The 20422-nt window shown below is 66.8% G+C and carries 21 protein-coding genes and 1 tRNA gene; 9 read left to right on the top strand and 13 right to left on the bottom strand.

Going from position 1 to position 20422, the window contains the following annotated elements:
* Positions 1-105 precede the first annotated feature (105 nt).
* Both J0X25_RS36800 and J0X25_RS36805 read left to right on the top strand, forming a co-directional pair.
* Positions 106-2589, top strand: a complete 2484-nt coding sequence (locus tag J0X25_RS36800) for a DNA topoisomerase VI subunit B (protein ID WP_207288832.1) — start codon at positions 106-108, stop codon at positions 2587-2589.
* Positions 2590-2638: 49 nt separating this feature from the next.
* Complete coding sequence (locus J0X25_RS36805; RefSeq protein WP_207288833.1) at positions 2639-3730, top strand: DNA topoisomerase IV subunit A; 1092 nt, start codon at positions 2639-2641, stop codon at positions 3728-3730.
* 109 nt (positions 3731-3839) lie between these two features.
* On the opposite strand, the gene J0X25_RS36810 is transcribed toward J0X25_RS36805, so the two are convergent.
* The 4 genes from J0X25_RS36810 to J0X25_RS36825 form a co-directional block, all read right to left on the bottom strand.
* Positions 3840-5144 (bottom strand): MFS transporter, encoded by a 1305-nt coding sequence (locus J0X25_RS36810; RefSeq protein WP_225896691.1) that lies wholly within the window; start codon positions 5142-5144, stop codon positions 3840-3842.
* A 196-nt stretch (positions 5145-5340) separates the two neighbouring features.
* Positions 5341-6372, bottom strand: a complete 1032-nt coding sequence (locus J0X25_RS36815) for a DUF8108 domain-containing protein (protein WP_207288834.1) — start codon at positions 6370-6372, stop codon at positions 5341-5343.
* Positions 6373-6473: 101 nt separating this feature from the next.
* Positions 6474-7187 carry an MBL fold metallo-hydrolase gene (locus J0X25_RS36820; RefSeq protein ID WP_207288835.1) on the bottom strand — a complete coding sequence of 238 codons (714 nt, stop codon included), beginning with the start codon at positions 7185-7187 and terminating at the stop codon, positions 6474-6476.
* Between the two features lie 83 nt (positions 7188-7270).
* Entirely contained in the window at positions 7271-8008 is a 738-nt protein-coding gene (locus J0X25_RS36825; protein ID WP_207288836.1) for a fumarylacetoacetate hydrolase family protein, read from the bottom strand.
* Between the two features lie 144 nt (positions 8009-8152).
* Here J0X25_RS36825 and J0X25_RS36830 point away from each other — a divergent pair.
* Both J0X25_RS36830 and J0X25_RS36835 read left to right on the top strand, forming a co-directional pair.
* Positions 8153-8227: transfer RNA gene (locus J0X25_RS36830), tRNA-Glu, on the top strand.
* 320 nt (positions 8228-8547) lie between these two features.
* Positions 8548-8727, top strand: a complete 180-nt coding sequence (locus J0X25_RS36835) for a hypothetical protein (RefSeq protein ID WP_207288837.1) — start codon at positions 8548-8550, stop codon at positions 8725-8727.
* A gap of 61 nt (positions 8728-8788) precedes the next feature.
* Here J0X25_RS36835 and J0X25_RS36840 read toward each other — a convergent pair whose 3' ends face one another.
* Entirely contained in the window at positions 8789-8947 is a 159-nt protein-coding gene (locus J0X25_RS36840) for a hypothetical protein (protein ID WP_207288838.1), read from the bottom strand.
* 167 nt (positions 8948-9114) lie between these two features.
* The gene (locus tag J0X25_RS36845; protein ID WP_207288839.1) at positions 9115-11562 is read right to left on the bottom strand and encodes an ATP-binding protein; all 2448 of its coding nucleotides are present in this window, start codon (positions 11560-11562) and stop codon (positions 9115-9117) included.
* Positions 11563-11778: 216 nt separating this feature from the next.
* Here J0X25_RS36845 and J0X25_RS36850 point away from each other — a divergent pair, with 216 nt between their 5' ends.
* Positions 11779-12135, top strand: a complete 357-nt coding sequence (locus J0X25_RS36850) for a DUF7344 domain-containing protein (protein ID WP_207288840.1) — start codon at positions 11779-11781, stop codon at positions 12133-12135.
* 72 nt (positions 12136-12207) lie between these two features.
* Here the strand turns inward: J0X25_RS36850 and J0X25_RS36855 are convergent, their stop codons facing one another.
* Genes J0X25_RS36855 through J0X25_RS36870 form a run of 4 tightly spaced genes read right to left on the bottom strand, consistent with a single transcriptional unit; the run spans position 12208 to position 15393 of the window.
* Positions 12208-12912, bottom strand: coding sequence for a TOBE domain-containing protein (locus J0X25_RS36855; RefSeq protein ID WP_207288841.1), 705 nt, complete (start codon positions 12910-12912; stop codon positions 12208-12210).
* A gap of 50 nt (positions 12913-12962) precedes the next feature.
* Positions 12963-13730: an amino acid ABC transporter ATP-binding protein gene (locus tag J0X25_RS36860; RefSeq protein WP_207288842.1), complete on the bottom strand. Its 768-nt coding sequence runs from the start codon at positions 13728-13730 to the stop codon at positions 12963-12965.
* The gene (locus J0X25_RS36865) at positions 13727-14443 is read right to left on the bottom strand and encodes an ABC transporter permease (protein WP_207288843.1); all 717 of its coding nucleotides are present in this window, start codon (positions 14441-14443) and stop codon (positions 13727-13729) included. Before J0X25_RS36865 ends, J0X25_RS36860 begins: the two co-directional genes overlap by 4 nt.
* Positions 14443-15393: an ABC transporter substrate-binding protein gene (locus J0X25_RS36870; protein ID WP_207288844.1), complete on the bottom strand. Its 951-nt coding sequence runs from the start codon at positions 15391-15393 to the stop codon at positions 14443-14445. Before J0X25_RS36870 ends, J0X25_RS36865 begins: the two co-directional genes overlap by 1 nt.
* A gap of 315 nt (positions 15394-15708) precedes the next feature.
* On the opposite strand from J0X25_RS36870, the gene lrp reads away from it, so the two are divergent.
* Positions 15709-16176, top strand: a complete 468-nt coding sequence (gene lrp, locus J0X25_RS36875) for an HTH-type transcriptional regulator Lrp (RefSeq protein ID WP_207288845.1) — start codon at positions 15709-15711, stop codon at positions 16174-16176.
* A gap of 208 nt (positions 16177-16384) precedes the next feature.
* Here the strand turns inward: lrp and J0X25_RS36880 are convergent, their stop codons facing one another.
* The gene (locus J0X25_RS36880) at positions 16385-16702 is read right to left on the bottom strand and encodes a hypothetical protein (RefSeq protein ID WP_207288846.1); all 318 of its coding nucleotides are present in this window, start codon (positions 16700-16702) and stop codon (positions 16385-16387) included.
* 113 nt (positions 16703-16815) lie between these two features.
* On the bottom strand, positions 16816-16944 hold the full coding sequence (locus tag J0X25_RS39865; RefSeq protein WP_284145164.1) for a hypothetical protein: 129 nt from the start codon (positions 16942-16944) through the stop codon (positions 16816-16818).
* Between the two features lie 102 nt (positions 16945-17046).
* Between J0X25_RS39865 and J0X25_RS36885 the strand changes: the two genes are divergently transcribed.
* Both J0X25_RS36885 and J0X25_RS36890 read left to right on the top strand, forming a co-directional pair.
* The gene (locus tag J0X25_RS36885) at positions 17047-17538 is read left to right on the top strand and encodes a DUF309 domain-containing protein (protein ID WP_207288847.1); all 492 of its coding nucleotides are present in this window, start codon (positions 17047-17049) and stop codon (positions 17536-17538) included.
* Positions 17539-17679: 141 nt separating this feature from the next.
* Positions 17680-18477, top strand: coding sequence for a M14 family metallopeptidase (locus J0X25_RS36890; protein WP_207288848.1), 798 nt, complete (start codon positions 17680-17682; stop codon positions 18475-18477).
* An 82-nt stretch (positions 18478-18559) separates the two neighbouring features.
* On the opposite strand, the gene J0X25_RS36895 is transcribed toward J0X25_RS36890, so the two are convergent.
* Positions 18560-18913 (bottom strand): DUF7344 domain-containing protein, encoded by a 354-nt coding sequence (locus J0X25_RS36895; RefSeq protein ID WP_207288849.1) that lies wholly within the window; start codon positions 18911-18913, stop codon positions 18560-18562.
* Positions 18914-19067: 154 nt separating this feature from the next.
* Between J0X25_RS36895 and J0X25_RS36900 the strand changes: the two genes are divergently transcribed.
* Entirely contained in the window at positions 19068-20408 is a 1341-nt protein-coding gene (locus tag J0X25_RS36900; RefSeq protein ID WP_207288850.1) for a PQQ-dependent sugar dehydrogenase, read from the top strand.
* Positions 20409-20422 lie beyond the last annotated feature (14 nt).

Below are 20422 nucleotides of genomic sequence, written 5' to 3' on the forward strand. Positions count from 1 at the left end.
CTGACTGGCTGCCCGAGGCGTGGTACCGCGGAACGTGGTCCGATCGCGTTCACTTCCGCTCCGGTAGCACACAGCTTTTAGCCCCGCCGTTTGTAAGAGGGGACAATGACGTCGTTTCAGTCGACACTCGGTGACGAAGCGGGGATCGCCGAGGAGCTGGCCGAGAACCAGCAAGCGATCTCCATCGCCGAGTTCTTCGAGAAGAACAAGCACATGCTCGGCTTCGACAGCGGTGCTCGAGGCCTCGTCACGGCCGTCAAGGAGGCCGTGGACAACGCCCTGGACGCCGCCGAAGAGTCGGGCATTCTCCCGGATATCTACGTCGAAATCGAGGAGGCCGGCGACTACTACCGGCTGATCGTCGAGGACAACGGACCCGGGATCACGAAGGAATCGCTGCCGAAGGTCTTCGGAAAGCTGCTCTACGGCTCCCGGTTCCACGCCCGCGAGCAATCGCGCGGGCAGCAGGGGATCGGGATCTCGGCCGCCGTCCTCTACTCGCAGCTCACGAGCGGGAAACCCGCAAAGATCACCAGCCGAACCCAGGGCTCGAGCGAGGCCGAGTACTTCGAACTCATCGTCGACACCGACTCCAACGAACCCGAGATCAGCGTCGAGGAGACCACCTCCTGGGACCGCCCCCACGGGACGCGCATCGAACTCGAGATGGAGGCGAACATGCGCGCCCGCCAGCAACTCCACGACTACATCAAGCACACGGCGGTCGTCAACCCCCACGCGCGCCTCGAGTTGCGCGAGCCCCAGGAACACTTCAAGTTCGAGCGCGCGACCGATCAGCTTCCGGAGGAGACCGAGGAGATCCGACCCCATCCCCACGGGGTCGAACTCGGCACCGTCATGAAGATGCTGACGGCGACCGACTCCCAGACGATCTCCGGGTTCCTGCAGGAGGAGTTCACCCGCGTCGGGAAGAAGACCGCCGACACGATCATCGACGAGTTCCGAGACCGTCACTTCGGCCGCGAGATGCGCTGGCGACCGCCGGCGAGCCACGAGGACGTCGACCTCGAGGCCGCGGTTTCGGACGCCACGTCGAACAAGGGCGCCGACGCCACGAGCGCTTTCGCCGCGGCCATCGCCGACGCGGTCGACGACCGCGACCGGATCGCCCACCACGAACTCCTCGCGGTCGTCGACTCCGCCGCCGACGACGTCGAAGCCGACCACGGGACGACGTTCGGCGACACCGTCCGCGAGAACGCCGTCGAGGTCGTCTGGCGCGCCCTGATCGACGCTCGAGAAGACGAGGCCGACGCGGAGCGCGAAGACGACGACGCGGCCGCGGAATCCAGACTCGTCGCCGACTGCTACGACCTCGCCGACGAGGCGACGAGCACCCGCAAGGACGACGACGTGATCCACGCCTTCGCCGAGCGGCTCGCGGCCAAGTTCGAGGACGAACTCGAGGCCGGAGACGATGACGAGGGGAACCTGCGCCACCGGCTCACCCACACGCAACTGCGCGCACACGTCGACCGCGCCGCGGACCTCACCGAGGAGTACGACGACGTCTCCTTCGGGGACACCGCCCGCGAGAACGTCGTCGAGGCCCTCTGGGACGTGATGGCGACCGTCCCCGACGACCCGCCGCTCGTTCGCGAACTCAACGAGGATCGCGACGCCACCAGCAATCTCGTCGACGGGATGCGCGCGACCGACATCATGGCGCCGCCGACCCGGTGTCTCGCGCCGATCTCCGAGGACCTCATCACGGCCGGCCTCGAGAAGGAGTTCGACGCGGACTTCTACTCCTCCGCGACCCGCGACGCCGAGGTCCACGGCGGCGACCCGTTCATCGTCGAGGCCGGCATCGCCTACGGCGGCGAACTCGAGGCCGAGGGCGGCGTCAACGTCATGCGATTCGCCAACCGCGTGCCGCTGGTCTACCAGCGCGGCGCGTGTGCGACGACCGACGTGGTCAAGTCCATCGGCTGGCGCAACTACGGACTCGACCAGCCCGGGGGCTCCGGCCTGCCGAAGGGGCCGGCCGTCATCATGATCCACGTCGCCTCGACGAACGTCCCCTTCACCAGCGAATCGAAGGACGCCGTCGCGAACGTGCCGGAGATCGAAGACGAGATCGAGCTCGCCATTCGCGAGGCGGCCCGCGAACTCAAGAGCTACCTCAACAAGCGTCGCTCGATGCAACAGCGCCGGAAGAAACAGAACGTCCTGGGAACGATCCTCCCCGAGATGGCCTCGAAGGTCGCCGAGGTCACCGGCCGCGACGAACCCGACATCGGCGACGCAATCGCCCGGATCATGAACAACGTGCTCGTCGAGCGCGACGTCGAGCAGAACGGCGACGGCCAGGCGGTGTCGGTCGTCGTCGAGAACAACTCGAGTACGAACGAGAGCCTCGAGATCACGGACATCGTCACCGCCGAGCCGACGGACCTCCCCGACGACGCCACCGTCGTCGAGATGGACGGCGAGTGGTTCGTCAAGTGGGAACCCGACGTCTCGAGCGGCGAGGACGCCGCCCTCGAGTACGTGGTGGCCGACGACGCGGAGTACGATCTCGACGTGAAGGGAGTCGAAAGCGAGAAACTCACGGTGTCATCATGAGCGCGCGAATGATGGCTCGTGATGAACGAAGTGAAATCACGGTGAAACAATGAGCGCAGACAACGACCAGCAGGCCAGAGAGCAGTTGATCGACCTCGCGGCACAGTTCTACGACCAGTTCGAACTGGGCGAGATTCCACACATGTCCGTGCCGACGCGGACGAAGAACAACATCGAGTACGACGAAGAGAAGGACGTCTGGGTGTACGGCGACCGGGAGTCGACGCGGTCGGCGAACTCGGTTCGAGGGGCCCGAAAGCTCCTCAAGGCGGTCTACACCATCGAGTTCCTCGCCGAGCAGCTCGAAGAGGATCGCTCGTCGACCCTGCGTGAACTCTACTACCTCTCCGAAAGCTGGGACAACACGGAGGCACAGTTCAACGATCAGGACGAGTCGAACGGGCTGATCGAGGACCTGGAGATCGTCTCCGGCGTCACCCGCGAGGACTTCCACATGCGCCCGGAGGAGTCCGGCGCGAAGGTGATGGGGCCGATCCACATCCGCGAGCAGACCAAGCGCGGCGACCGCGACATCCACTGCCAGCTCGACGTCGGACAGGGCGGGTACCAGATCCCGAACAACCCGGACATGATCGAGTTCCTCGACAACGACGCCGACTTCGTCCTCTGCGTGGAGACCGGCGGCATGCGCGACCGACTCGTCGAGAACGGCTTCGACGAGGAGTACAACGCCATCGTCGTCCACCTCGGGGGCCAGCCCGCACGCGCCACCCGGCGACTGACGAAGCGCTTCCACGACGAACTCGGCCTCCCCGTAGTGGTCTTTACAGACGGCGACCCGTGGTCGTACCGCATCTACGGCTCCGTCGCCTACGGCTCGATCAAGTCGGCCCACCTCTCGGAGTACCTCGCGACGCCCGAGGCGAAGTTCATCGGCATCCAGCCCGCGGACATCGTCGAGTACGACCTGCCGACCGACCCGCTCTCGGACTCGGACGTCAACGCCCTCGAGAGCGAACTCGAGGACCCGCGGTTCCAGACCGACTACTGGGAGGAACAGATCGAACTGCAACTCGACATCGAGAAGAAGTCCGAACAGCAGTCGCTGGCGTCCCACGGCCTGGACTTCGTGACGGATACGTATCTGCCCGAGCGACTCAACGATATGGGCGTCCTTTAGACGCCCCTCGAACTCCCCTCGAACCGTTTTCGCCACCGGAACTCGAGACTCGAGACCGATACCGCGCTCGAGATCGATACTGCAGCCGTCCGTCACCGCCGCCGTCTTCTCACTCTTCGTAATCGTGGCGATGGAGCCAGACCGCACAGCAGACGGCCACGACGCCGGCGAGGGCGCCGATCGCGAACGCGACGCGGTAGCCGGTCTCGGTGTAGACGCGGGCGCCGTTGTGGAACTCGCCGGTCCAGTAGGCGTCGAGCGCCCAGCCCATGATCGTCGGGAAGGTGGCCGCACCGGCGAACGACGCGCCGTTGATCGTCCCGATGGCGATGCCGCTGGCCCGCTCGTCGTACCGGGACTGGATCATCGGGAAGGTGAGCACGAACGACCCGAACAGGCTCCCCGCCAGGAAGAACACCGCGCCGAGGGCGACGAGCGGCGGGTCGCCCGTCGCGGCGACGAAACCGAGAACGGTCGTGTAGACGACCGTGCCGAGGACGATGAATTCGGTATCGCGGTCGAGGTAGTCCGAGAGGCGGCCGAACGTCGGCGGCCCGACGACGAGTCCGATACCGCCGAAGAGCGTGATCGTCGAAGCGGCCGTCACCGAGACGTCGTACGTCTGGACGACGTAGGGGATCCCCCACAGTCCCACGAGCGTCAGATTGATCCCGCCGGTACAGTACAGCATGACGCCGGCGACCCAGGTCCACCGGTCGGAGACGATGCGGGCGGTGAACTCGCGTACCTCCGGGACCGACAGCGTCGACCGCTCGGGCGCGCCCTCGATCTGGGGCAACCCGGCCCGCTCGGCGGAGTCGCGGACGAAAACGAACGTCGCGACCGCGACCGCGAATCCGCCCGCTCCCAGCGCCAATAGCGCCGTTCGCCAGCCCGCGGCCTCGACCGCGACGGCGAACGGGGTCGTCGCGAGGATGCCGCCGATCCCGCCGACGGCGATACAGAGCCCGTTCATCGTCCCGAACTCGTCTGCCCGATACCAGTTCGCGCAGAACCGGAGCATCGCGACGAAGATCACGCTCCCGCCGAGACCGATGAGAAACCGGCCGCCGAGCCCGCCGCCGTAGCCGCCGGCGAGTGCGAACCAGATCGCCCCGAGGTTCATCACCGCCGCGCCGACCGTGGCCGTCCGCCGGGCACCCATCCGGTCGACGAGGATCCCCGAGGGGATCTGCATCAGCGCGTAGACGACGAAAAACGACGCGTGTAGCAGGCCCAGCTGAGCGCCCGTGATCCCGAACGCGTCCATCAGCGAGCCCGCCATAACCGCCGTCGAGAGCCGGTAGACGCTCACCAGCAGGTACAACGCCGCGAGGATCCCCCACAGGAGCCACCGGCGGCGGTACGGGTTCGACCAGACGCTCGACCAACCGGGCAGCGAGCGGACGCTCACACTACCACCCCTGTTACGTCGATCACCGAAAACGTTGGCAAACCGGAAGCCGCAGCAGCTCGTCGTTTCGACACCGCGACGGATCCGACGGCCGTCGTTTCGCTCGGACCCTTAGCGGCAGTCCGTCACCCTCGAGCGTCCACCTCTCGCGGGAGGCGCGCGCGATTCAGCGCTCGAGCGGCCCGACAGCGGGCCGTCAGTCCGTGCCCGCGTTCGTTTCGGTCGGTTCGGCGGCCGATCGCTCCGTCTCCGCCCCCGTCTCCTCCGTTTTCGTCCCTGTCTCGGTCGTCGCGGCCGCGTCCGCGGTCTCGGTTTCGTTCTCGCTTCCGTCCCCGCGGTCGCGAGTGATCGACCCGAGCCCGGCACAGGTGTGACAGTAGTAGTTCGCACCGCGATCGGTGGTCACGATCGAGACGCCGAGGAGCCTGACCCGCTCGCGGTACCGGCGTTCGATTCCCTCCGCTATCGAGTCGTGGCAGACGGCACACGGCCGCTCGGGCGAGCGAACCACGGTCTCCTCGACCGATCGCGTCCGGCCGGTCGTCGTGATCGGCTCCCGGTCGCGAATCCGCCGGCGAACCGACGGTGACATCGCCGCGCCCGTCACGAGGAGGAGCAGGCCGAATCCGCTCGCGAGCAGCGACCCCTCGAGGAGCAACGCCAGGCCGAACAGCCAGAGGAGGCCGACCACGAAGATCCGTCCGACCGAGTAGGAGCCGGCGGACGCGGAGCCGTTCGCGGTCGCGTCGGCCTGAGCCGATACCGAGTCGTCGGCCGACACTGACCCCATCCGAGCGCCCGACTCCGGCCGGACGACCGTCCGCTCCACGTCGCCGAAGTACTTGTAGCCCGCGTAGAGGGCGTTTCCGATCCCCATCGTGAACCAGATCGTGAACAGGGCGATGAGCGCGTGCACGCCGGCCGATCCGAGCGACCGCTTGATCAACACGGCGTGATCGCCGAAGTCGCGCTCGAGCTCCCACCCCTCCTCGAGGGCCGTCGCGATCCGGCGCTCGAGACGCTCGCGATCCGTGCCGTCGCCGCGATCGGTTCTCCCGGCGGTCCAGCTCCGATCGGGTGCGGTGCTATCGGTCGACCGTCCGGCAGCGTTCCCGGTCGCGGCGCCGCAGCTCGGACAGTAGTTCGTCGACGGCTCGATGTCGGTGCCGCAGTTCGAACAGTATCGCGCGGTCCCGGCGTGCCCTCCCGAACGATGGTCGCCGCCCATACGCGAACTGATGGCCGCAATGACACTAACGTTTGGGTCTCGTGCGAGGGCGATTTTCGTCTCGCGCTCGGACCGAGTGCGGCCGAGACGGTGATCGACGCTCAGCGGCCGGTCGGATCGTCGAGGACGACCGGGATCCCGCGGTTCGCGACCTCGACCACGAACGCGTCGGCGTCGGTCTCGATCGCCTCGAACGTGTCGTAGTGGACCGGGAGGACGAGATCCGGTTCGATGCGCTCGGCGAGCGCGGCGGCCTCGCGGCGGTCCATCGTGAACGTTCCGCCGATCGGCGGACAGAAGAGATCGACCGCGAGGTCCTCGTGAATCGGCAGCACGTCGGTGTCGCCGGGCCAGAAGGCGGTGACGCCGTCGACGGTGACGCCGTAGCCACAGCCCCGCCTCTCGAGGTGGTAGGGGCTACCGTCGTCGTCGACGTGTGGCCCCGCGGGATCGTTGTAGGCGGGCGTCGTGAACAGGTCCAGCGGCCCGAGGACGAACGACTCGTCGTCGCGAACGCGCTCGACGTCGTAGGGCAGGTCCTCGGGCCCCTCGTCGACCCGATCGATCTCGGCGGCGTCGATCGACTCGTGGACGAGGACGACCGCGTCGTCGCGGGCGACCCGCCGGATCGACTCGGGGTCGTAGTGGTGGTCGTGGGAGACGAGGACCAGATCGGCGTCCTTCGGTTCGTCGTCGAGGACGTCGTACTCCTCCGGCCCCGGGTCCGCGTAGATCACCGCCCCGGTCCGGCCCTCGAGTCGGATCGTCGCGAGGCCGAGCCAGTCGACGGTCACCGCACCGAATCGAACGGTCATACCCGTGTGTTCGCTCGAGCGGGTCGAAAAAGGTTCGTCTGCGGCAGGGAGGGACGCACGCGTTGCCTTGCGTCCCGGCGCGCTCAGGGTCGTCGAATGCTGTGCTCGAGCGTACCGACGCCCTCGATTTCGATCTCGACCTCGTCGCCGTCCTCGAGCGGGCCGACGCCCTCGGGCGTGCCGGTGGCGATGACGTCGCCCGGCTCGAGGGTTAAGTAGGTCGTGATCTCGGCGATCAGTTCGGGGATCGGGAAGATGAGTTGTTCGCGGGAGCCGTCCTGTCGGAGTTCGCCGTTGACCCGCGACTGGACGGACGCGTCGTCGGGCACCTCGTCGGGGGTCGCGAGCACCGGACCGAGCGGCGCGGCGCCGTCGAAGGCCTTCCCGCGGATCCAGTTTTGTTCCTCGTTCTGGTCGTCGCGGTTCGAGACGTCGTCGACGCAGGTGAAGCCCTCGACGACGTCCATCGCGTCCGAGACCGGGACGTGGCGACACTGCTCGCCGATGACGACGCCCAGTTCGGCCTCGTGGTCGATGCGCTCCTTGCCCGCGGGCGCGGTGACGGTGTCGCCGTGGGCGGCGACCGCGTTCGGCGGCTTCAGGAAGAGCATCGGTCGATCCGGCAGGTTCGACCCCATTTCGTCGGCGTGATCGGCGTAGTTGCGCCCGATACAGACGATCTTCGACGGCTCACAGGGCGGCAGGACGTCGATCGCCTCGTCCTCGAGGGCGTAGCTCTCGTTTCCGAAGTGGACGTGACCGGACTCGAGTTCGCCGCGCCGAACGGCCCCTGCTGGGTCGCGGAAGCGTACGTATTTCATGCGTGGGTGGTCGTGACGCGGCTTCAAAAGGATTGAGATGACGGCACGCGCTGGCGGGGATTCCGTCGTGCGGCAGGCCGTGTCATCCTCGACTCGGAACGGAACGCTTTTTACTAGGCCTCGGCAACGACTTATTGCGTTCACGCTCCGTTGGTGTAGTCCGGCCAATCATTTCGGCCTTTCGAGCCGATGACCTGGGTTCAAATCCCAGACGGAGCACTCTTCTGAACGAACGAAGTGAGTGAAGAAGGAAGCGCACGCTCTGGGATTTGAAGTAGACCAGTCGCGCGCAGCGTAGCGAGCACGTCTGGGCGTAGTTCAAATCCCAGACGGAGCACGTTCCCGCGAATAACATCCACTCGAGTTCTCACGGTGTACAGGCCTTGAGCAAAGAGATCGCCATCCCCACTCGAGCGAGCTAATTCCGGCTCGGTCTGACAAACGAACAAACAGTAGATTTCAGTCGGGCCGAAAGTCCACTACGCGACGCCAATCCGTTTTGGAGAGGAGTTCAAGCAGCGTGTCGCTGAAGAAGGCTCATGGCAATCACAGAGCGCGACCCGGGCCAGGGAGAGCCGAAGCGGTTCCTCGTGGAGTGCGAGGGCTGTTCGTTCGAGTGCGCGACGACGGGACGCGAGGAAGCGGAACGGATCGGCGACGCACATCGCGGCGAGACCGGCCACGACCTCGTCGCGCTCGAGTTACCGCCGTCGATGTAATTCTGGCTGGAGTCGCGGGAACAGCAGCCGGGTCGCTACGTCCGCGTCGACGCTCGGCCAGCTAGGAAAGCGGCTGGGCGTTCGTCTGTTCGTGCTGGGACGCGACGTACTGGATCACTTCGTCGTAGGGATGCGCTCGTCTGAGATGGTCCTCGAGCGTTCGATCGGGATCCAGCGTCTCGGCACAGATCGGACACTCGGTCGGCGGTTGAAAGGCCATTTCCCTGTACTTGCTCCCTGACGTGAAAGACGCTAAAGCCTGCACATGCACGCCGCCGTCCCCGACTCGAGGCGACCCACCGCGATAAGAAACGGCGATTCGCCCACGCTCGGTCCGCGCTGTGACCGTCCGACTGGGGTCAGTCGGCCGGTCTCACGTGGCCGGCGTCACTCGGCCGCCGGAAGCGTGAAGGAGAACGTCGTTCCGTCGCCGGGTTCGGAGTCGACGGTGATCTCGCCGCCGTGGCGTTCGACGATGCGCTGACAGAGCGCCAGTCCGATCCCCGTCCCCTCGTACTCCTCCTGGCTGTGGAGGCGATCGAAGACGGTGAACACCCGGTCCTGATCGGCGGGATCGATCCCGATCCCCTCGTCCGCGACCGAAACGACCCACTCCTCGCCACCGTTCTCCGCGGCGTTGCCGCTTCGTTCCGAGGCGCGTGGCGCCTCGCATCGCTCGGCGTCGACGTGCACGCGCGGCGGGTCGTCGCCGTGGTAGGTCAACGCGTTTTCCAGCAGGTTCTGGAACACCTGTCGTAACTGGCTCGCGTCGCCCTCCACAACGGGGAGGGTTCCGGTCGAGATTCTGGCGTCGGTTTCCTCGATATGCAACTGGAGGTCGTCGATCACGTCCCCGAGGGCGGTCTCGAGGTCGACCGGCTCGAGGGGGTCGCCCCGGGTCTCGACGCGGGAGTACTCGAGCAGGGCGTCGATCATGTCGCTCATGCGCTCGGCGCCGTCGACGGCGAAGTCCAGGAACTCCTGGCCGTCCTCGTCGAACGCGTCGCCGTAGCGGCGTTCGAGCAACTGGAGGTAGCTCGTGATCATCCGCAGCGGCTCCTGCAGGTCGTGGCTGGCCGCGTAGGCGAACTGCTCGAGCCGTTCGTTCGAGGCCTCGAGTTTCTCGACCGTCTCCTCGAGTTTGCGCTGGGAGGCCCGGCGTTCCGTGATGTCGGTCAGCGTGACGACCGCCCGACTCACCTCGCCGCGCTCGTTCCTGACCGGCATCCCGTGTTCCATGATGATCCGCTGTTCGCCGTCGAACGTGCTGATCTCGTAGATGTTGGGCTCCGAGACCTCCTCGCCCTGGAGCACCTGATACATCGTCCAGTCCTCGGGACCGACCGGTTCGCCCGAGTCCGCCCAGACCGCCTCGAACTTGTCGTACTCCTCGACGGATTCCGCGTCGAAGACGTCACCGCCCCAGAGTTCCCTGGCGGTATCGTTGGCTTTGAGCAGCGAGCCGTCCGCGTCCGCGACGACGGCCCCGACGGGCAACACCTGAAACAGCGTCTCGAGTTGCTTGCGCTGCTTCTCGGCCTCGAGTTCGGCGCGCTTTCGCTCCGTGATGTCCGTCAGCGCCCCGGGGAACGTCTTCGGATCGCCGTCCTCGTCGGCCTCGACGTGGCCGCGGGCGACGACCCACCGGAGTTCGTCGTCGGCGTTCCAGACGCGGTATTCGGCCTCGTACTCTCCGCGGGTCTCGACGGCCTCCTCGATTTCCCGTTCGACCCGGTCGCGGTCGTCTTCGTGAATCGCTTCTATGAACTGTTCGAGCGGGACGCCATTGCGGGCGTCGTCGGGATCGAGACCGAACGTTTTGGCGAACGATGCTCCGGCGGTCATCCGGTCCTCGGGAATCGACCACTCCCACGTTCCGACCGCGCCCGCTTCGGTCGCGGCTTCGAGTTGTTCCTTCGCGTCGCGCAGGTGCCGTTCGCGCTCCTTGCGTTCGGTGACGTCGCGGTCCGAGACGATGATCGAGACGACGTCGCCGTCGTCGTTCGTGACGGGCCTGAAGACGCCGTTGAGCGTGTACTGCTCCCCGTTCGGGCGGGTGAGATCGGTCTCGAACTCGACGTACTCGCCGTTCGCCGCCCGGTTCGTCCACTCTCTAACGTCCGAGTGTGCACCGTCGCCCTCGCCCCACCACGGCGTCTCCCAGAAGGGTTCGCCGGTTACGTCCTCGAGGTCGGCGTCGATGTACTCCATCGCCGTCCCGTTGATGTCGAGGACCGTTCCGTCGGGTTCGAGCAGTCCGACGAGGATGTTCGGATCCTCGAAGATCGCTTCGAACCGGCGCTCCGTCCGCGCGTTCTCGATCGCCGACGCGAGCACGGTGGCGACGCTCCGGACGAAGGCGGCGTCGGAGTCGGTGAACGCTTCCGTCTCGGTCGCGTGCACAGATAGGACGCCCCACGGCTCCTCGACCGTGCCGATACCCGCGCTCACGCTACTCACGACGTCGTGATCGGCCAGTCGGTCGGCGCGGGAGAACCGCTCCTCGGCGCGCAGGTCGTCGACGATCACCGGCCGGTCGCGGCGAAGCGCGTACCCGCTCTGTGAATCCGGATCGGTCGAGACCGTCGCCGTCCCGACCAGTTCGTTCGGCCAGCCGACGCCGTGGCGAAGGAGGGCGTCGTCGCCGGGCACCACCTCGAGGACGCTCGCGTACTCTGTCCCGAGGGTCTCGGCGACGGCGGCGGTCGCCTCGCGAAGCAACCCGTCGAGGTCGTCCGCCTCGAGGGCTCGCTGGCCGAGATCCGCGACGACCTCCTGCTGGCGGATGCGGGTATCGGCGTCCGAGTCGACATCCACGTACGGGGAGGAAGGCATTTAGGACCCATATCAGGGGACACTGTATAAGCGCTTCTTTCACCGAACGTGAAACGAAGAGGTCGGACGCCGGAACGGCGATATTCAACCACCGATCGAGGTTTTTGTTGTGATTTCGTGGGTGAAAAGCGGGTTCCGTTCGGGGACTCGTGGTGAACACCAATGTATTTAGCCGGAGTCGCTTTTCCCCCCGAAGCCGTCGGGCCAAATACTGACATGGACCGTCGGGAAGCATTCCGGGTGTTGGCCAGCGCGGACCGTCAGCTCGTCCTCCACGAGCTACTGGAACGGGACGGACGGGCCTCGATTCCCGAACTCTCCCGACAGGTCGCCGCCCGGAGACACCGACTCGTCCCCGAGAAGCTCAGTGATGAGGAACGCAGGCGCGCTCGAATCCGATTGATCCACACCCATCTACCCCGAATGGAAGAGGCGGACGTCATCGATATCGTCTGGGACGACACGGAAATCGTCCTCAACGATGCGGAAGTCGATAAGCTGTTCGAGGCCGCCGAGGAGCTAGACAACTGGCCGCCGAACGACCTGCTGGGACGGCGCGCGCGACGCCGATAGTCCGCTATCCCGCCAGTCGCACCGGTTCGAACGGTCCCAAAAAACCTCTCCTCGAGCGTCGATACGCGTCGCTCACGCCTGCGAGCCCGGGTCGATCCGGATCCCCCTCGCGGCGGTGGCCTTGAACGAAGCGGTGATCGCCCGTCCCGGGGCCAGTCCCAGCCGCTCTACGCTGGATTTCGTGACCAGCGCCTGGAGTTCGGCGTCGCCCTCGAGCCGAACCGTCACCCTGGTGATCGATTCGCCCGGCTCGAGGCGGTCGACGGTCCCCCGGAACTGGTTGCGGAGGCTGGTGCCGTCGGCCTCGGGCGCCTCGTCGGGGTCGGTCAACACGACGGCGTCCGAGCGGACGGTGAGCTGTACCTCGTTCGCCCCGTCGGGAACCAGCGCCAGTACCGGCCCGATCGCCGTCTCGACCGTCGCGAGTTCTCCGGTTCGCTCCCGGACGGTGCCCGCGAAGACCGATTCCGTGACTCGAGCGACGCCGTCGAGTTCGGCGTCGTGGCGGTCGAACTGCTGGCGTAGCTCGCGGGCGGTCGCGGTCAGCTCGGTGCCGCCGCCGCCGCTGCCGCCGCGCTGGCGCTCCGTGATCGGGCCGACGGCGTCCTCGATCTCGACGATGCGGTTCTGCAGGCGCGCGTACGAGCGGCCCAGTTCCTCGGCCGCGCGGTGCATCGACCCGTACCGGTCGATGGCGTCGAGCATCTCGATGTCGCGGCGCTCGATCGTGACGCCGTCGACCGCGAGTTGCGTACTGTACTCCTTCTCGACGGTCATGGTGGCCTCGAGCGGTGACCGCGGCGTGCGCGGTGGGTGGACATCGATGGTCAGTATATCAGTTCGCCGTCGATAAATTTCCGGGTCCGGTCGTCCCGCGGGTCGTCGAACACGCGCTCCGTCCGATCGACTTCGATGATGCCGTCGCCGAGCAACACGGCGGTGCGGTCCGCGACGCGCCGGGCCTGGTGCATGTCGTGGGTCGCGACGACGACGCCGATTCCCTCGGTTCGGGCCTCGGCGACGGCGTCCTCGATGACCGCCGTGTTTCTGGGGTCGAGATCGGAGGTGGGCTCGTCCAGCAGGAGGATATCGGGATCGTACGCCAGCGCCCGGGCGAACGCGACCCGCTGGGCCTCGCCGCCGGACAGCGAGTCAGCGTCCTGTTCGGCCTTGTCGGCCAGCCCGACGGTCTCGAGGGCGTCGATCGCGTCACCGGTTCCGTTTTGTCCGCCGACGAGCCGCGCGAACTCGTGGCGGATCCGATCCGGCCACGCCTGGCGGACCCGCAGCCCGTACTGGGCGTTCCGGCGGACGCTCGCGTCGAAGAGGCTCGCCTCCTGGAAGACCATCCCGATGCGGCGGCGGTACGCGAGGCGCCGGTCCTCGGCGACCCGCCAGACGTCCTCGCCGTCGTAGCTGATCGTCCCGTCGTCGGGCGCGTCGAACAGCGCCAGCAGCCGGAGCAGCGTGGTCTTGCCGACGCCGGAGGGACCGATGATCGCGACGACCTCGCCGGGTGAGACCGACAGCGAGACGCCGTCGAGGACGGTCTCGTCCCCGTAGCCGTGGGAGACGTCCGCCGCCTCGAGGCTCATCGGTACCCCCCTTCGTCGCTGCCCAGTCGGATTACGATCCCGTTGACGACCAACACGAGGACGAGGAGAATCGCGCCGAGGACCATGGCCGTCTCGTACCGACCCCGCTGGGCCTCGAGCTGGATCGCCGTCGTGAGCGTCCGCGTCTTCGAGGTGCCGTCCGCGCCGGCGATGTTCCCGCCGACGATGAGGACGGAGCCGACCTCGCTGATCGCGCGGCCGAAGCCCGCGAGGACGGCGGTCGCGATCCCGTAGCGGGCCTCCTTGATCGTAACCAGCGCCACGTCGAGTCGGGTCCCGCCCATGGCGTAGGCGGCGTCGCGGACGTTCGCCTCGACGCTACTGACGGCGGCGAGGCTCACGCCGGTGATGACCGGCGCGGCGAGGACGAACTGGGACATGATCATCGCCTCGCGCGTGAAGACGAGCCCGAGCGACCCGAGCGGCCCCTGGTTCGAGACCGCGACCAGCACGAGGAGGCCGACGACGACGCTCGGAAACCCCATTCCGGTGTTGATGACCGACGTCAGGAACTGCTTGCCCCGAAACTCCGCGAACCCGACGGCGAGCGCGATCGGGAGGCTACACAGCGTGCTCAACGCGACCGCGATCACGCTGACGTACAGCGAGACGACGATGATGCTCCAGACGTAGTTCCACTCGAAGGGAAACGCGGCCAGCGATGGACCGATCACGATGCTCTCGAGTAGCATCACCCGTCCGATGAATCGTTCGACTCGCCGCCGTCCGCGCCGTTCCACCCCTCGGGGACGTACTGCCGGAAGTTCGGGTCCTCAGAGAGGGCCTCCGGGTAGAACAGCTGTTCGCCGTTGGCGGTGTAGTTCTCGATGAGCTCCTGGCCCTCCGGGCCGGTGATGAAACCGATGTACGCCATCGCGAGGTCGTACTCGACGTGGTCGTGGACCGCCGGATTGACGGCGACGATTCCGTAGGGGTTCGCGAGCAGCTCCGCCCCGCCCTCGATGGGCCCCTGCACGTGGATCTCGAGGTCGAGTTCGTCCTGCATGTCCAGATACGTCCCGCGATCGGACAGCGTGTAGGCGTCCAGCTGGGTGGCCCGATTGAGTGCGTCGCCCATCCCCGCGCCCACCTCGGCGTACCAGTCGCCGAATTCCTCGACCGCGAGTCCCGTCTCGTCCCAGAGCTCGAGTTCCTTCGTGTGCGTGCCGGAGTCGTCGCCCCGCGAGACGAACGCAGATTCCGACTCGGCGATCGCCTCGAAGGACGCGACGACGTCCTCGCCGCCGCCGATTCCCGCGGGGTCGTCGGGGCCGCCGACGACGACGAAGTCGTTGTACATCAGATCGCGCCGGTTGACGCCGTACCCCTCCCGCATGAACTCGTCCTCGAGCGAGCGGGCGTGGACCATCACCACGTCGGAGTCGCCGTTTCGCGCGGTCTCGAGGGCCTGGCCCGTCCCCTGCGAGACGGCGTCGACGGTGACGCCGTACCGATCTTCGAAGGGCGCGTTGAGTTCGTCGAGCAACCCGGTGTTGTACGTGCTCGAGGTCGTCGTCAGCGTCAGCGTTTCCCCGGTGATCGATCCGCCGTCGGAGTCGCTGGTCAGCGACGCGCAGCCGGCGAGTCCCGCGACGCTCCCGGTCGCGAGCGCGGCGACGAACTCACGCCGTTGTATCGTCATAGATACCACGCTAGCGGCCGGGGAGAAATAGCTTTGGATGGGGGAATACCGACGAGCGGGTACGCGGTGGCGGGATCGCACGCGATCTGCCGGATCACGCCCGTCGATTCGGCTCACCGATAGCTGGTATCGATTCCGTCGCCGCCGGGGCGCGCCGTTCGCAACGGATCGCGAAAGCGCGGATCGTCCCTCGCTGCACCCGTTGGCTACCGAAATCGAGTGGAAATACGCCGTTGCTGCTGGAAGGCTCGAGGGCAGGAGACATAACTGGATATTCGTAAGGCCCTAATATAGGGAGTCCTTCATAGTATACAAATGACCTACGAACATCTGGACACGGACCTGGTCAACGAACTGCTCGACGACGGCCGCGCGAGCCTTCGCAGCCTCGCGGAGGAACTCGACGTCTCCGTCACGACCGTCTCCAACCACCTCTCGGACCTCGAGGAAGCGGACGTCATTCAGGGGTACACGCCGATCGTCGACTACGACGCGCTCGGCTACGACGTCACCGCCATCATGCAACTCAAGGCCGAGGGGAGCGCCCTCCCGGAACTGACGGAGACGCTGAAGGACCACCGGCAGATGATTTCGGTCTACGAGGTCACCGGCGACTACGACGTGATCGCCATCGGCAAGTTCACCGACACCGACGACATGAACGACCAGATCAAGACCCTGATCACCGACCCCGATATCAACCAGTCGAACACGAGCATCGTCCTCAACACCGTCGTCGAGAACGAGCAGTTCGAACTCGACGGCGAGAGTTCCGACATCTAGATCGTCTCGAGACGGATCGCAGCGGTCGAGAACCGTCGACTTACCCCGCGCGATCGCTTCCGCTGTCGCCAGAGACGCTTACGACTGCTGTTGCCAGAGACGCTCCGATACCGCTGGCAGCGGTGCTCGAGGCGCGACGAGACGTCGATGAGAACCGAACCCCGGCCTCGAGCGGCGGGCCGACCGCGATTCGACCTGGCGGCGAGCGTCAGTGGCCGATTCCGGGCCGCTGGAACGTGGTCTCGTCGGCCGAGGGATCCTCGAGGGCCGTATCGATCTCCGAGGCGCCGAGGACGTCGTTTCGCTGGGGCTCGTCGGGTCGTCTGAAGTAGTACGTCTCCGCACAGCCGGCGACCATCTCCGTGAGGGGCTGGTCCTCGTCGTGGACGACCGACACGAGGTCACCCGTGACGGCGATCAGTGTCGCGTCGTCCGGTTTGTGAAGTTCGTCTCGTAGCTCGGCGGCGGTGCAGTCGTCGGGTAGCTGCAGGTGGACTCCGTCGACGGTCGCCCATCGCGTCTCCATACGTCTCCGTTGGGGCCTTGGTACCTATACCGTTGGGCCCGCAGCTACAGGCCGCTTACTAAATACCGGTCGGTAGCGCAAACGAGGCGATGTGCGGCTAAACCAGCGGCCGATCAGGCCGTCGCCGTCCCGTAGTCCACGGCATCGTACCGTTGCCCGCAGTTCGGGCACTGGTACCTCCCGTCGATGTGCTCGTAGAGGCGTTCCCCGCAGTGCTGGCAGCGCCAGATGGGGTGTTTCATCTAGTCGAATCGCGGGACCTGAACCGAATAAATACTCGGCTGCCTCGGTGGCCACTTTAAGTCAGGCGACGGAATTACCCGTCGGCCGATCCAACTCGACCTATGGACGATCACACCAGCGACCCCACCGTCGCGGCGCCCGCCGGCTCCGGTACGCCGACGGGCTGGAACGCCGAAACGGGGCGCTGGGACCACGCGACGCTCCGGCGCGCGACGGTCCACGGGGTCCGCCTCTTCAACGAGGGTGCCTACCACGAGAGCCACGATTGCTTCGAGGCGGAGTGGTACAACTACGGCCGCGGGACGACCGAGAGCTCCTTTCTGCACGGGATGGTCCAGGTCGCCGCCGGCGCGTACAAGCGCGTCGACTTCGACAACGACGACGGGTTGCGATCGCTCTTTCGAACCGCGCTGCAGTACCTCCGGGACGTCCCGCGAGACTACTACGGCGTCGACCTCCTCGAGGTTCGAACCGTCCTCACGAACGCGCTCGGGGAACCGGGCCGGATCGACGAGTGGGCGATCCCCCTCGACGGCGAGCGGCCGACCGCCGGCCCGGCGGATTTCGCGTACGCGGACGGACTCGAGGAGTGACAGTTCGGACCGCGCGGACCACGCCGCCCGGTTCATACCGGCAGCAGGGGGCATGGTACCGCGTGCCACGTCGGATCGGGTGACTATTCATCGTTGCGAGAGACCGAATCGCCTATGGCTCCCGAGCCCTACTGTCCGATAATGAGAGTTGCACAGCTCGGGTCGGGAACGCCGGAGCTCGCAGTCGTCGCCGGGATCCACGGGGACGAACCCTGCGGCGTCCGGGCCGTCGAGCGCCTACTCGACGAGTGTCCGACAGTCGAACGGCCGGTCAAACTCGTCGTCGCGAACGAAGAGGCGCTCGAGCGACGGGTCCGATTCGTCGACGAGGATTTGAACCGGGCGTTCCCGGGCGACCCGAACGCGAAGACCCACGAGGGACGGCTCGCACACCGACTGGTCGACGAACTCGAGGGCTGTCTCACCTTCTCGATGCACTCGACCCAGAGTCACGCCGAGCCGTTCGCGATCGTCAACGGGATCAGCGAGACCGCCAGAGCGGTGGTCCCACAGCTCCCGGTGGCGGCGATGGTCGAGACGAGTAACTTCGCGGAGGGACGGCTGTTCTCCGCGGTCGACACGGTCGAAGTCGAGTGTGGCATGCAGGGATCGGAGACGGCCGCCCAGAACGCCGACCGACTGACGCGGTCGTTCCTGACGGCCGTCGGGGCGTTGCCCGGCGACACGATGCACAGCGAGCTCCCGGTCTATCAGCTCACCGACGTCATCCGCAAGCAGGAGGCCGACACCTACGAGGTCTTCGTGGACAACTTCACCGAAGTCGACGCCGGCGATCCGTTCGCGGCCGCCGACGGCGACACGCAGGTCGCCGAGGAGCCGTTCTATCCGGTCCTCATGTCGCCCAACGGCTACCGGGACGTCTTCGGCTACGCGGCCGAGAAACTGGACGTCCTCTCGAGTCCGACGGCGGCGGACTGATCGGCGAGGAACTCGATTCACGAGGGATTCGATCGATCCGCAGAAGATTCGCTATCCGCGAGTGGGAACGACGGGTCGCCGACTACGTCGCGAAGTCGTGTATCAGGTCGTCCGGTGGCCACTGCTCGAGTTCCTCGGCGGCCTCGAACAGCGAGTCGACGTCGGGGCTCCCCGTCAGCGCCACTTCGCGGGTCTCCCAGTCGACGACGAGGAGGTTCCGGTCGCAAAGGAGCGGGAAGTGCTGATGGACGAGACGGACCTGCGCGCGTTCGAGTTGCTCGTCGGTCATTCGTTCGAGGGGCAGTCCGTGTCGTCGGGAGGCGACGCGCTGTGAGAGCTGTTCGATCGACACCGGCTCGGAGTCGGTCACGAGCTCGTGAAGCACGAGCTGTCGATCGATGCTCGCGAGCACTCGAAACGCGTCTGTTGGTTCCATCTCCGTTGTTCCATCCTAGGCGTCGGAGGAGCATAGGAAACCCGCCTAAAGAGCTTGGAATCGATCAGCCTCGACGCTCGAGCCCCCCTTACGGCGGTCGTGTCGAGCGAGGCGGATCCCAGTATTCTCCCGTCTCGGCGCCGTGAGGTCGATCATGAACGCCTGCACGCGGCGACGACTCCTCGCGGCGGTCGGACTCTCGATCGCTATCGCCGGCTGCAGTACGGGGTCGGAACCCGACGCGAGGGAGCTCGCCACGCCCGAATCGGTACCAGACGACGACTGGTCGACCCCCGAGTGGCGGCCGGGCGAGGGGACGCCCGCCGAGGACGACGTCGTCGCGACCACGGTCGTCGCCGGGCTCGAGGTCCCGTGGGACCTCGCGTTCGCCGACGGCGACGCTTTCGTCACCGAACGCGACGGCGGCGTTCGGCGGTTCGACGCGAGCGCGCTGGCCGAAGACGCGGCTCTCGGGCCCGACGGCGGCGAGACCGTCCTCCCGGGCGACGCCCTGCCGAACCGGTCCGCACCCGGGGAGGGCGGTACGCTCGGGGTCGCGGTCCACCCCGACTATCCCGACCCGGCGGCGGTGTTCGTCTACTACACGGTCGACGAGAACGGCATCGGCAATCGGCTGGTCCGGTACGATCTCGAGGCCGACGACCTCGAGCCGGTCCTCGAGGGGATACCCGGGGCGTCGATCCACAACGGCGGGCGGATCGCGTTCGGCCCCGAGGGGGCGCTCTGGGTGCTCACGGGCGACGCCGACGATCCCGCGCTCGCACAGGATCCCGGCTCTCGGGCGGGGGCAGTGCTTCGAATAGCTCCTGACGGCGATCCCCATCCCCGAAATCCCGACTGGGGCGCGGACGGCGACCGGCGAACCTACACGCTCGGGCACCGCAACCCGCAGGGTATCGATTTCACGCCCCAGGGACGACCGGTGATCGCCGAACACGGGCCGAGCGCTCGAGACGAGGTGTCCGTCCTCCGGCCCGGGGGAAACTACGGCTGGGATATCGTCCGGGGCGGGCCTGACGATTCAGAGTACGGGAGCTACGACGCGTACGACGACGCGGCGCCGCCGGTGGTCAACACCGGTCCGGGGACCACGATGGCGCCCTCCGGCATCGCCTTCGCCGACGACGCCGTCGGGTTCTGGGAGAACCGCCTGCTCGTCGCCGGACTCGCCTCGAGCGCCCTCCACGTCGTCACGCTCTCCCCCGATGCCGGAGACGACGGCGACGACGGCGACGGAGCCGCCAATGGTGGCGACGAGTCCGGCGTCCGCTACGACGCCCCGTGGCTCGACGATCGATTCACCGCGACGGTCAACACGCTGTTCGACGGAGCGTTCGGCCGTCTCCGACACGTCGAACCAGGTCCCGACGGTTCGCTCTACCTGCTCACGTCGAACCGGGACGGCCGCGCGAGCGGCGCGTTCCCGCGCGAGGGTGACGACCGGATCATCAGGCTCGAGGCTGCGAATTCGTGATTCCCGTCGGATCG

The organism is Haloterrigena alkaliphila (genome assembly GCF_017352155.2).
GTDB classification, from domain to species: Archaea; Halobacteriota; Halobacteria; order Halobacteriales; family Natrialbaceae; genus Haloterrigena; species Haloterrigena alkaliphila.